The organism is Empedobacter sp. GD03797 (assembly GCF_029842105.1).
In the GTDB taxonomy this organism is placed as follows: Bacteria; Bacteroidota; Bacteroidia; order Flavobacteriales; family Weeksellaceae; genus Empedobacter; species Empedobacter falsenii_C.
Genome location: NZ_JAOCFS010000005.1, coordinates 153,870 through 166,970, shown reverse-complemented (window position 1 = coordinate 166,970; position 13,101 = coordinate 153,870). Strand labels below are relative to the sequence as shown.

Sequence of the window (13,101 nt, the reverse complement as noted above, 5' to 3'; positions counted from 1 at the left end):
GTGTTCAATAAAGTTATAGGTTTTAAGTGCTACGTTCTACGTATAACATAAAACATAAAACTTATTACGTAATACTTCAAAAACACCCCTATAATCCCCTCAAGAGGATTATTTGTTTAGAATTTTATTTTGTAAGCCTTAAATCTTACGTCTTATAACTTAAGATTCTTCACTTCACTACGTTCCAAGTAACAGTATTATTTTTGTTTATAATTTAAATTTAACAAGCGAACGCCCAAATTTATTATCTTTACTCAAAACCTAAACATTATGGAAGAAAATCAGTATGATAATCAATTGTTACCAAAAGAAAGTTGGTTTAAACGCAATTGGAAATGGTTAGTGCCTGTTGGCTGTTTGTCGTTTGTCATTTTATTTTTTGCGTTACTAATTGGAGGTGCTTTTTGGGGTTTTAGTAAGATAACTTCGGATAGTGATGTGACGAAACATGCAATCAATATTATTAATCAAAATCCTGAAGTTCAACAAAAATTGGGGACTGATATAAAAACGGATGGAATGTTTAGTGGAAATATTTCTGTTTCGAATAATACTGGAGAAGCCAATATTTCTGTTCCGATAAAAGGTACAAAAGGTTCTGGAACTGCAATTATTGTTGGAGAGAAAGAATTTGATAAATGGAATTATGAAAAGATTGCGGTTCAGGTTGATGAAACTGGAGAAGTGATCGAAATAAATAAAGTAAAAGAGTAAGCTAACGAATGAGTTAGCTTTTTTTGTTTTACATTATTGATAAAGATTTAATTGTTTATTCAAAATAATAACTTTACTTTTGATTAACATTTGGTGCGAACTTAACCGTTCGGTAACAGGGAATCAGGTGAAAATCCTGAACAGACCCGCTGCTGTAAGCTCCATATTTTTTTAGATACATATATCCACTGTTCGTAGAATGGGAAGGATTTCTAAAAAGGGAGTAAGTCAGAAGACCTACTAAAATGATAAATGTTGAATGCTTTCGGGGACTAAAGCGTGAAGTTCAAATTTTGGATAGGTTCGTCCTTTCAATACTTCTTCATACACTCTCGTTAGCAACAATTGATTATTGCTAAATGAGAAATCTAAAAACTATAATTATTTGTTGCAGCTTGATTTTGCTTTCATGCCGCATTGCCTCTGCGCAAATTATTCATGATAGTATTTTAGAGCTTCAGCAAGTAAATATCTTAAAGAATAATGTAAAAGCCGTTGTTCCTGTTCAGGAATTGAAGGGAGAGCAACTAGAGGCTTTAAATAGCCATTCTGTGGCAGATGCTGTTCGTTTTTTTGCAGGTGTACAAATCAAAGATTACGGTGGAGTTGGAGGTTTAAAAACGATTGATGTTCGCGGGATGGGATCTCAACATGTTGCTGTTTTTTATGATGGAATTCAATTGGGAAATGCACAGAATGGAATTGTCGATTTAGGGAAATTTTCTTTAGACGATATGGAAGTGATTTCTTTATATAATGGTCAAAAAAGTAATATTTTTCAATCAGCGAAAGATTATGCTTCTGCTTCTGCGATTTATCTTCAAACCAAAAAACCTGTTTTTATTGGTGATAAAAAAACGAATGCTACACTTCGTTATAAGTTAGGTTCGATTCAATTAATCAATCCTTCTATTCGTATTGAACAAAAAATTACGGACAGATTATCAGCTGTTTTGAGTGCTGAATATGTTAAAACTAATGGTGTATATAAATTCCGTTATCAACGCAAAAATTTGGATGGAACAACTGCATACGATACAGTTTTGAAACGTAGAGATGGACAAGTTGGTGCCAAACGTTTGGAATTAGGATTGATTGGAAAAGGAAATCAATCGAATTGGAATGTAAAAGGATATTTGTATGATTCGGATCGAGGAATTCCTGCTGCAATTGTTCGTGGTCGATTTGATGGACGTGGACAAACTTTGGTTGATCGAAATTATTTTGTTCAAGGAAAATATGAGAAACGATTCAGAAATTTTCAATCGAAGATAAACGCAAAATTTGCTTACGATTTCACTCATTATACAGATACAGTTTCGACCGTAAAAACAGAAAATAAGTACACACAACGCGAGTTTTATGTGTCTTGGGCAAATCTTTATTCGATTACAGATAATTGGGATGTGAATGTTGCAACAGATTATCAGTTTAATAATATGGGAGCAGATTTAAAGAATTTTTCTTTTCCTTCTCGTCATACAAATCTTGTTGCGTTCGCGTCTACTTATCGTCTTGGAGGTTTGAGTTTGCAAGGAAGTTTATTGGGAACTTTTGTAAAAGAATCAGTAGAAATGAACACAAGTGCTCCAGATAAAAATGTATGGACGCCAACAATTATTGCCAATTATCAACCATTCAAATCTCATGATTTTAATGTCAGAGCATTTTACAAACGTATTTTTAGAATGCCAACGTTCAACGATTTGTATTATACAAATATTGGTTATTCTAATCTTCGACCAGAATATTCAACGCAATATAATGTTGGTTTTACATATTCTAAATCAACTCCAAATTTTTTCAAAAATATTACAATTCAAGCCGATGCTTTTTACAATGAAGTAACTGATAAAATTGTTGCTGCGCCTTCGGGAAGCCTGTTTCGTTTTACGATGTTGAATTTGGATGAAGTTAGAATAAAAGGGTTGGATGTTAAAATTCGATCAACATTCCAACTAGGAGAAATAGAAGTTTCACCAATGCTTAACTATGGTTTTTTGCAAGCGTTGGATTATTCGAATTCGAAGAAAAGTTACTACAAAAATCAAATTCCATATACACCAAAACATAGTGGCTCTTTTGTGTTAGCTGCTTCTTATAAAACGTGGAATTTTAATTACAGTTTTATTTATGTGGGCGAACGTTACAATGTTCATCAAGATAATATTAAAATAAATCGTCTTAATCCTTGGTTTACAAATGATTTAGGAATACATAAAGAATTTAGGTTGAATCAAAATTTGTTCAAAGTTTCTTTTGAATTAAATAATATTTTGAATCAACAATATGATGTGGTTTTAAATTATCCAATGCCAGGAAGACAATTCAAACTAATACTAAGCGCAAACTTATGAGAAATTTCAAACAATTATTCGTCTGTTTTTTAACAGCAATCACTTTTTATGCTTGTCAACAAGATACTTATTTGATTGAGAAAGAAGAAGAAGGTGTAACTGATCCCGAAAAAACAGATGTCGTTGGTTTTTATTTGCTAAACGAAGGAAATATGGGAAGCAATATGGCTACGGTAGATTATATGGACTTTACAACAGGAACTTATAATCGAAACATATATGCAACCGTAAATCCTACTATGGTAAAGGAATTGGGTGATGTTGGGAATGATATAAAAATTTATGGAAATAAATTATATGCGGTTATCAATGTATCAAACTTTATCGAAGTAATGGATGCAAGAACAGCCAAACATTTGGGAACAATTCCTTTAGAAAATGGTCGTTACATCACGTTTGCAAATGGTAAAGCGTATGCATCTTCGTATGCTGGTCCTGTTACAATCGATCCGAAAGCACCTTTAGGAAAAGTGGTCGAAATTGATACGATTAATTTATCTGTTACGCGACAAGTGACGGTAGGTTATCAGCCAGAAGAATTAGAAGTTGTTGGGAACAATTTGTATGTAGCAAACTCAGGAGGTTATCGAGTTCCTGAGTATGATAAAACAGTTTCAGTGATTGATTTATCAACATTTAAAGAAACTAAAAAAATTGATGTTGAAGTAAATCTTCATCGTTTAAAAAAAGATGCAGATGGAGATTTATATGTGACTTCTCGTGGTGATTATTATAACGTTCCATCAAATTTATATGTGTTAGATAGTAAAACGTATCAAATCAAAAAGAAATTTGATATTCCTGTTTCTAACTTTACGATTGTTGATAACAAACTCTATTATTATTCAAACGAATTTAGTTACACAACTTTCGAATACACAAAAACTTATGGTGTAATTGATACCAAAACAGAACAAGTTATTAACAAAACATTGGTCAATGATCCTGTTATTAATGAAATTGAAACGCCTTACGGAATTGCTATTAATCCTCAAACCAAAGATCTTTTTTTAACCGATGTCGGAAATTATGTTTCGATGGGTTACATCTATTGTTTTGATAAAAATGGTGCTTTTAAATGGAAAACTGCTGCCGGAAATATTCCTGCTCATTTTGCTTTTGTCTATAAATAAAATTTACATATGAAATATTCTAAAATCTTACTAACCGCACTAAGTTTTGCTTTAATACAAAGCTGTAGTGATGATGAAAACATTATCGAGACAAATCCTGATAATGCTACTTTACAAGCATCTTATGATGCAGCACGTTTAAAAATTGTTTCAATTGAACCAACTGTTTCTGGTTTCGAAAATGCAACATATACATGGAAACTTGGTAATGAAATTATTGGTAATCAGAAAACCTTAGGTTTTGTTTCTGATAAAGTTGGTGCTTATGATTTAACATTAGAAATTACTTCAGGAGCAACTTCTAAAACAATAAAAACAAAGGTTAATGTTACACAAGAATTATCTACTTACAGTAAATACATTTCTCAAGTTTTTGATTATTTGCCAGCTGTAGGTCAGTTTACCAATAAACTACCTGCATATGTTGATGGCGATACACAAACAGAAATGACAGCTAAAGCAGGAAAAGCTTTAGTTGGAGAAAAATCTACAATGATTACACTTGGTGGTTACGGAGGTTATGTGGTATTTGGTTTTGACCATACAATTTTGAATCAGAAAGATAAACGTGATTTTAAAGTTTTAGGAAATGGTTTTGCTGGATCTTCTGAACCTGGAATTGTGATGGTAGCATATGATAAAAATAAAAATGGAAAACCAGATGACGACGAATGGTACGAAATCGCAGGAAGTGAGTACACGAATCCAACTACAATAAAAAATTATACAATTACATATCACAAACCAACAGTTGAAGATTCTAATGCGACTCCTGAATATATAAAATGGGAAGATAACCAAGGAAAATCTGGTTTTAAAGCGAAAAATACGTTTCATAAACAACCATATTATCCAATTTGGTTTGGGCAGAATCAGTTAAAATTCTCAGGTACACTTTTGGCAAGCAATTATACAGAGAAAAATGGTATTTGGACTGGTAAACAATTGGCTTATGGTTATGTAGATAATGCACCAAATAATAGCGAAGATTCAAACATTGATATCGATTGGGCTGTTGATAAAAATGGTAATCCAGTTAAGTTAATGGGAATCGATTTTATCAAAGTTTACACGGCGATAAATCAAGAAGCTGGTTGGTTAGGCGAAATCTCAACAGAAGTTGCAGGAGCTTATGATTTGCATTTATAATTTTTAAAATAACATTCTAAATATTTTTATCCGAGGCTATCATTTTTGGATGATGGTTTCGGATTTCTAAAAAACAATACATGAAGAAATTTTTACTTTCGATTTTTACAATAGCTGCAATTCAAACAAGTTTTGCACAAACAAAAGAATATACAAACGGCGTTTTTATTGTGAATGAAGACTGGTTTGGTAAAGCAAATGGATCAATTAATTTTATTAATGCAAACGATTCGGTTGATTATAATGTTTATAAAACAGTTAATCCTGGTGAAGAATTTGGTGTAACTTCTCAATATGGAACAATATATGGCGATAATTTTTACATTGTTTCGAAACAAGGAAATCGTTTAGTTGTAGCAGATTCCAAAACATTACAGAAGAAGGCAAGCTTCGAAGCAATTGGTGCTGATGGTAGAAGTTTTCTTGGGGTTAATAGTAAAAAAGGTTATATAGGATCTGCAAAAGGAATTTATCTTTTTGATATTGAGAATTTAAAAATTGGTTCTCTGATTGATGGAACTTCTAAAGTTGGTCAAGTAGGAAATATGATTCGTACATCTAAATTTGTTTTTGCTGTTTCAAGTACTGGAGGAATTTTAGTTATCGACCCAAAAACACATCAAATAAAACAAACGATTGCTGGAAGTTTTATTTCAGTTGTGCAATCTAAAGATGGAAATGTATGGGGAGCTTTATCTAAAAAATTAGTCAAAATAAATCCTACGACTTTAGAAACTACAGAAATTGCTATTCCTACGAAAACAGTTCCAACTCCTTCTGCTTGGAATGTTGGTACTTTTTGTTCTTCAACACAAGATAATAGTATTTATTTTCTATCAGGAATCAATGTTGTGAAATACGATGTAACAAATAATAAATTTGAAGAAACTTTTATAGAAATTCCTGGTCAAGATACGACACCAAAGGAAACATATTATGGAGCAGGTTTAAGGATTGATCCGTTGACAAACGAACTAGTATTAACTACTATTGGTTCAGGTTGGGGAACTAATTCGCAAATTAATTATGTGCATAGATTTTCTGATAACGGAAGTCTTAAAAAATCTGTGAAATTAAGTGAGTATTATTGGTTTCCTTCAATGCCTGTTTTTCCAGATAATGCAGCACCAATTATCAATGATTTAGAGACGACTTATCATATCAATACAGCAACAACAATTGATTTGAAAGATAAAGTTTCTGATTTAGATAATTTATCAGCAGCAATTGTAAAAGATTTAGAAATCATTGAAAATGATGATGTAGCAGAAATTTCGATTAATGATAAGGAAGAATTAGTCATTAATCCATTAAAAAATGGAACAGCTAAAATCAAAATTTCTTTCAATTCGAATGGAAAAGTTGTTTCACAAAACATCACAATTTCATCAGCTGTTTTAGGAACAAGTGATCTGAATAAATCATCAATTAATGTTTATCCAAATCCTGTTAACAATGTATTGTTTATCGAAACAAATGAAGCTTCAAAAGCTGAAATTTTCGCTATTACAGGAACTAAAATGACAGAGAAAACACTTCAAAAAGGGAAAAATCAATTAGATGTTTCTTCTTTACCAAAAGGTGTTTACATCATAAAAGTTAACAATTCTACTTTCAAAGTAATCAAAAAGTAGTGTGTTATTTATTTGTGGAAAAAAGGTTGAGCATTGCTCAACCTTTTGTTTTTTATTAAATATTGATTCCGTACGTATTTTTTATTTCGGCCATCACAAAAGAGCTGTGCGTACTCCCGATGCTTTCTAAAGCGCCCAATTTATTGAAAACAAAATCTTGATATTGCTTCATATCCAAAACTTGTACTTTTAAGATAAAATCATATTCGCCCGAAATATTATAACATTCCACCACTTCATCAATCAACAAAATATCTTCCACAAGTTTATTTCCAATCGTACGATCATGTTGTTTTAGCTTGATGCTGCAAAAAACCATAAAGCCTTTGTTTAGTTTTTCGGCATCCAAAACCGCTCTATAATTTTTGATATAACCTTGTTGTTCTAACCTTTTTATACGTTCAAAAACGGGTGAAGGAGATAAATTAACTAAAGCTGCAATTGCTTTTACTGTCAATTTCGAATCTTTTTGTAGAATTCTTAATAATTCTAAATCGGTTTGATCTAATGTTTCCATCCAAATAATATTCTTTTCAATACGATATTTTATTGTTGTTTAAGTGTTTTGTTTTGTAAAATTAATCATAATAAGTGTTATAATCTTATTTTTTAAAGTTTTATAATCGTTTATTTTGTCTTATTACATTTATGAAGAAATAAATAACAAATTATTGGGGAATCGTGTGAGAATCACGAGCTGTCGCGCAACTGTAAGTAATTCAAATTACAAGTCAGATTACCAATAGAAACAAAAGATGATACTTTCGCGATTTGAAGTCAGTCTGTCAAAATAGGTTTACTATTTATCAACTCGCGTTTGTGTTTTTGAACATTAAAAAACAATCAAAATGCAAACACAAATTTTAGGTTATCCAAGAATTGGCGCTAACCGAGAACTAAAAAAAGCCTGCGAAAATTATTGGGCAGGTAAAATTGAACTACAAGCTTTATTGCAAACAAGCCGCACAATTACCAAACAAAATTGGGCATTGCAACAAGCTGCCGGAATTGATTTAATTCCGTGTAATGACTTTTCTTTTTATGATCAAGTTTTAGATTTTACATTATCAGTTGGTGCAATTCCAGCGCGTTTCAATACGGTTGCGCTAAATAAAAAGAACACAGAATTAGACTTATATTTTGCGATGGCAAGAGGCTATCAAAAAGATAATTTAGATATTACAGCGATGGAAATGACAAAATGGTTTGATACCAATTACCATTATATCGTTCCAGAATTTGTAAAAAATCAAGAATTTAAATATTTCTCAAACTTAATTGTAAATGAATTTATCGCTGCCAAAAAAGAAGGTTTTAATCCAAAAACTGTTTTAATTGGACCGATTACGTATTTATTATTAGGAAAAGAAAAAGAAGAAGGATTTGATCGAATTGATTTAATTCAGAATTTATTGCCAGTTTACTTTGAAATTATTCATGATTTAATCAATCATGGAGCAAATACAATTCAGTTCGACGAACCTTTTTTAGCTTTAGATTTAGACGAAAAATCGAAAACGGCTTATCAAGAAGTTTACAAAAAAATAAGAAAAGAATTTCCTCAACTTACGATTCAGGTCGCAACTTATTTTGATGGATTGAAAGATAATACAGCTTTAGCAATCAATTTACCAATTGATATTTTGCATCTTGATTTGGTTCGTGACGAAAATCAACTTGATGAAATATTGAATCAAACTCCTTCTCAATTAAAACTTTCTTTAGGTTTAGTTGATGGTAGAAATATTTGGAAAAATGATTTTCAAAAATCGCTTTCAACGATAGAAAAAGTTGTGAACAAAATTGGAGAAAAACGTGTTATTATTTCAACATCTTGTTCATTATTACATTCACCTTGTGATTTAGATTTAGAAACAAACGAAAAAAATCTTCCGACTACAATTAAAGATTGGTTTGCATTTGCGAAGCAAAAATTAGAAGAAGTTGCTTTCTTAAAAAATTATTTTTCAAATCCGAATGACAAAAAATTGATTCAACAATATGAAGCGAATCAATTCTCAATTAATAATAGAAAAAATTCTCAATTAATTCATCAAACTCAAGTTAAAGAACGAGTAAATGGAATAAAAGACGAAGATTATAATCGTGCAAATAGTTTTGGAAACCGAAAAATTGTGCAACAAAATGTATTGAATCTTCCTCCTTTTCCTACGACAACAATCGGCTCTTTTCCACAAACGCAAGAGGTGAGAAGTTGGCGTGCGAAGTATAAAAAAGGTGAATTATCTGCCGAAGAATATGATACTTTATTGAAACAAGAAACGAAGCGTACGATAGAATGGCAAGAAGAAATTGGCATTGATGTTTTGGTTCATGGTGAATATGAGCGCAATGATATGGTGGAATATTTTGGTGAAAAATTAGCTGGATTTGTCTTTTCTAAAAATGGTTGGGTTCAGAGTTATGGAACGCGTTGTGTAAAACCACCGATTATTTTTGGTGATGTTTATCGCCCAGTTCCAATGACGGTTTATTGGTCACAATATGCGCAATCTATCACAGAACAAAAAGTAAAAGGAATGTTGACAGGACCAGTTACGACTTTGCAATGGTCTTTTGTTCGCGACGATCAACCAAGATCTACGACATGTAAACAAATTGCGTTGGCGATTCGTGATGAAGTTTCGGATTTAGAAAAAGCTGGAATTAAAATTATTCAGATTGATGAGCCTGCAATTCGAGAAGGTTTACCATTGAGAAAAGATGAATGGCAAAATTATTTGAAATGGGCGGTTGATTCGTTCAAATTAGCCTCAAGTAATGTTGAGGATTCTACGCAAATTCATACGCATATGTGTTATTCAGAATTCAACGATATTATTCAAAATATTGCAGATTTAGATGCGGATGTTATTACAATTGAATGTTCGAGAAGTCAAATGGAATTGTTAAATGCTTTTTCAGATTTCAATTATCCAAATGATATCGGACCTGGAGTTTATGATATTCACTCGCCTCGCGTTCCGTCGAAAGAAGAAATGGTTGATTTGATAGAGAAAGCGGCAAAAGTTATTCCGACAGATCAATTATGGGTGAACCCTGATTGTGGACTAAAAACGCGTCATTGGGAAGAAACCGAAAAGGCGTTGATTGAAATGGTTGCGGCGACTAAGGAATTAAGAAAAATACATACGCCAAAAGCGATTTAAACTTAACATCCTACTTTTATGACTTAAGTAGTGTAGTGTTATTTATTTGTGAAGAAAGGTTGAGCATTGCTCAACCTTTTGTTTTTTAATAATAATTTATTGTTCGTTTTACAATATATTTTAAATCTCCATTTGTTGAAATAGAAGCTTTTATCCAATTATTTTTCGAATCATATTCATACGAAACTTGATAAGAAGTTAAAACAGTTTGTCCATTTCGGAAGGATTGTTTTTTGAAGTTGACAATTTCATTTTTCGAATCAAAATCAGCTTGATAAGCTAACGTTTTATTGGCGTCAAATGATTGTAATTTCGAAATATTTCCGTTCTCAAAAAACATTATTTTGCTCGAATTTCCAGCAATTTCTTCCTGAAAAATAGGTGTTTCTTTATCGTAAATATAATACGATTTTCGCCCTTTTTTTCCATCAAAAGAAGTCATTTCGTCCAAAACCAATAAACCGTTTTTGTTATATGTCAAATTATTCCCACTAATCGTAGAACCTTCCACTTTTGTTGTGATTTTATCCAACTTATTCGAATAATTAAAAATCGTTTCATAACTCGATTTTGACGATTTTCCTTCGATCTTTTCGGTCAAGTTTATCAACCGATTTTTATTGTCATAAACAAAGTTTTTGTCAGATGCAATTCGTTTTGGATCTTCACCATTGTTAATAACTATATTCGTCTGTTTATCAATAAAATTTGAGTTATTGTAGTCGTAATTAACATAGTTATAAACAGCTAATTTTCCTTGATAATCTAAATAATTTGTTCGCTTTGTTAACAATCCTTTTTGATTAAATTCTAACGAAATTTGATTGTAAAATTCATTCTCCAAAAAAGGTAAAGTTGTGGTATTTCCTTTTGCATCTGTTGCAGTTGAAGTCACTTTTTCAACCTTTCCTTTCAGATTAAAATCAGCTAAAGTTATTTTAACTTCATAATCATTCGTCGAAATTTTTTGTGCAAAATTAACTTGTGATGCAGTCAAACAAATTGTCGTTAAAATTATTTTTTTCATGTTTTGTTTAAAATTGATAAGCGATCTTAAAGTTAAGATTTAAATTGAAATCTGTAGAAGAACCTTCTTTTTTATAATGATTTTCTAAACCGCCCATAAAATCATCAAAAATTCGAGTATCAACACTTTCTAAATTTGTAACATTCGAATATTTTACATTTCTATTTTTCACACCTAAACCAACTTTTGGAATAAAAACTAATCCTTTATGAGTTGGAATAAAAATATTGTAATTGATATTCAATCCATATTTTACACGTTTATAATCGGCTTCGTCATACGAATATAAATACGAAAAATTTTGAGCATCATTTCGGTAATATTCACCATTTTCGAGATGATCGGTGTGATGAATATAGAAAAACTCAGAAGAAATAAGATGTTTTACTCGCCTGTTTTCGCTTAGATTGATAAAAAATTCTGGTCGAATCTCAAAAAGTTGATAATCTTCGTTGATTTTATATTTTGGTTTGTGACTAACAGGAATGCTATGATAACTTCCGTAGCCAATTTCAGAGCCAATCCAATAACGTTCGTTCAGTTTATACATGTATCCAAACGCCCATCTTGGAGGCGATAATGCTGCTGAAAGAACGCTAAAAGTGATGACATTTTTGCGTTCATCGTTTGATTTTTCTTGTGCAGAAATCAATTGTCCAAAACCAATGACGAACAAAAAAAGTAAAAAATTCTTTTTCATATAAATAGTGTTTAAAGGAAAGAGAATCATTTACTTAAAAGGTTGCGTGAACCAAGATTATTTTGAAGTTAATTATTTCTTCAATTCATACCAAAAACAATCCAAATTCCACATGTCCAGATGAAAAGTTTCAGTGACTTCGAAACCGATTTTTTCCAACACATTTCTTGATGCTGCATTCTCTGTATGTGTTATGGCATTTAGTTTAAAATCAGTCATATTTTCACGGTAAAAATCCATGCAAGCTTTCGCAGCTTCTGTCGCATAACCTTTTCCCCAAGTTTCTTTACGATAACGATAGCCAAAATCTAAGAAATCAAATCGATTATTCATGGCTTCTTTTTCGGTCATGTATTTAAAACCTGTCCAACCAATCATTTTTCCCGATTCTTTTTCCACAACAGCCAATCGTCCATGTCCAAGTTCTTGGTATTGAATCAATAAATTTTCGATGATTTCTCTTGTTTCATCAATCGTTTTAATTGGTTGATTTTTCAGAAATGTATGCACTTCTGGTTGAGAATCCATCTCATAAAAATCTTGCAAATCATCCATCGTAATTGGACGTATTATTAAACGCTCCGTTTCTAATGTTGGTAAATATTTCATATTTATTGAGTTAAGAATAATCTTTATTGTAAATCAGATTAAATTATTTTTATATTTACAGCTAATCTATTACTAAAATACATAAAATGAAACAACAAAAAGTATCTAATGCTTTTATAGCAGCTTCTTGGATTGCCTTAGGCTCGGGAATGATTGGATATATTATTGGATTGACGCGCGCCGAAATGGAATTAAACGAGAAAGGTTATTACTTTACCGTTCTTTTATTTGGACTTTTCGCCGTAGTATCTTTGCAAAAAGCGGTTCGAGACCGATTGGAACAAATCCCTGTAACCGATATTTATTACGGAATTTGTTGGTTTGGAACTATTGCTTCAATCACGCTTTTAATCATAGGTCTTTGGAATGCAACAATCTTACCTTCGGAGAAAGGTTTCTATGCATTTGCTTTTTTATTGGCAATTTTTGGGGCTATTGCTGTGCAAAAAAATACAAGGGACAATATGGCTAATTAATATGTTTTGGGCGTTCCCTACGGGCGGGCTTTTCGTTACAATCTTTGCTATTCAGCAAAGGATTTTCACTACAATCCCTAACGCAAAATAAAAGTAAAAGCCTCGCAATTGCGAGGCTTTTATCTATATTCT

At 31.6% G+C, this 13,101-nt stretch carries 11 protein-coding genes and 2 riboswitches; of the genes, 7 read left to right on the top strand and 4 right to left on the bottom strand.

All coding sequences use genetic code 11. The features are described from left to right. Positions 1-270: 270 nt before the first annotated feature. From N5D90_RS06275 to N5D90_RS06255, 5 genes are all read left to right on the top strand, one after another. Positions 271-714 (top strand): cytochrome c oxidase assembly factor Coa1 family protein, encoded by a 444-nt coding sequence (locus N5D90_RS06275; RefSeq protein ID WP_280061937.1) that lies wholly within the window; start codon positions 271-273, stop codon positions 712-714. A gap of 74 nt (positions 715-788) precedes the next feature. Further along, positions 789-974: riboswitch (cobalamin riboswitch) on the top strand. A gap of 99 nt (positions 975-1,073) precedes the next feature. After that, positions 1,074-3,071: a TonB-dependent receptor gene (locus N5D90_RS06270; RefSeq protein ID WP_280061936.1), complete on the top strand. Its 1,998-nt coding sequence runs from the start codon at positions 1,074-1,076 to the stop codon at positions 3,069-3,071. Beyond that, positions 3,068-4,204 carry a DUF5074 domain-containing protein gene (locus N5D90_RS06265; protein WP_280061935.1) on the top strand — a complete coding sequence of 379 codons (1,137 nt, stop codon included), beginning with the start codon at positions 3,068-3,070 and terminating at the stop codon, positions 4,202-4,204. Before N5D90_RS06270 ends, N5D90_RS06265 begins: the two co-directional genes overlap by 4 nt. 9 nt (positions 4,205-4,213) lie before the next feature. Then, the gene (locus N5D90_RS06260; RefSeq protein WP_280061934.1) at positions 4,214-5,353 is read left to right on the top strand and encodes a PKD-like domain-containing protein; all 1,140 of its coding nucleotides are present in this window, start codon (positions 4,214-4,216) and stop codon (positions 5,351-5,353) included. Positions 5,354-5,433: 80 nt separating this feature from the next. Beyond that, positions 5,434-6,987: a DUF5074 domain-containing protein gene (locus tag N5D90_RS06255; RefSeq protein ID WP_280061933.1), complete on the top strand. Its 1,554-nt coding sequence runs from the start codon at positions 5,434-5,436 to the stop codon at positions 6,985-6,987. 55 nt (positions 6,988-7,042) lie between these two features. Here the strand turns inward: N5D90_RS06255 and N5D90_RS06250 are convergent, their stop codons facing one another. Next, on the bottom strand, positions 7,043-7,504 hold the full coding sequence (locus tag N5D90_RS06250) for an Lrp/AsnC family transcriptional regulator (RefSeq protein WP_038336827.1): 462 nt from the start codon (positions 7,502-7,504) through the stop codon (positions 7,043-7,045). Positions 7,505-7,610: 106 nt separating this feature from the next. Continuing rightward, a riboswitch (cobalamin riboswitch) is annotated at positions 7,611-7,750 on the top strand. An 85-nt stretch (positions 7,751-7,835) separates the two neighbouring features. Here N5D90_RS06250 and metE point away from each other — a divergent pair. After that, entirely contained in the window at positions 7,836-10,157 is a 2,322-nt protein-coding gene (gene metE / locus N5D90_RS06245) for a 5-methyltetrahydropteroyltriglutamate--homocysteine S-methyltransferase (protein ID WP_280061932.1), read from the top strand. Positions 10,158-10,242: 85 nt separating this feature from the next. Here metE and N5D90_RS06240 read toward each other — a convergent pair whose 3' ends face one another. From N5D90_RS06240 to N5D90_RS06230, 3 genes are all read right to left on the bottom strand, one after another. After that, positions 10,243-11,184, bottom strand: a complete 942-nt coding sequence (locus N5D90_RS06240) for a hypothetical protein (RefSeq protein ID WP_280061931.1) — start codon at positions 11,182-11,184, stop codon at positions 10,243-10,245. Positions 11,185-11,191: 7 nt separating this feature from the next. Next, positions 11,192-11,884: a hypothetical protein gene (locus N5D90_RS06235; protein WP_280061930.1), complete on the bottom strand. Its 693-nt coding sequence runs from the start codon at positions 11,882-11,884 to the stop codon at positions 11,192-11,194. A gap of 72 nt (positions 11,885-11,956) precedes the next feature. Beyond that, positions 11,957-12,493 carry a GNAT family N-acetyltransferase gene (locus N5D90_RS06230; RefSeq protein WP_280061929.1) on the bottom strand — a complete coding sequence of 179 codons (537 nt, stop codon included), beginning with the start codon at positions 12,491-12,493 and terminating at the stop codon, positions 11,957-11,959. Positions 12,494-12,579: 86 nt separating this feature from the next. Between N5D90_RS06230 and yiaA the strand changes: the two genes are divergently transcribed. After that, positions 12,580-12,969 (top strand): inner membrane protein YiaA, encoded by a 390-nt coding sequence (yiaA, locus tag N5D90_RS06225; protein ID WP_038336823.1) that lies wholly within the window; start codon positions 12,580-12,582, stop codon positions 12,967-12,969. The last annotated feature ends 132 nt before the right edge of the window (positions 12,970-13,101 follow it).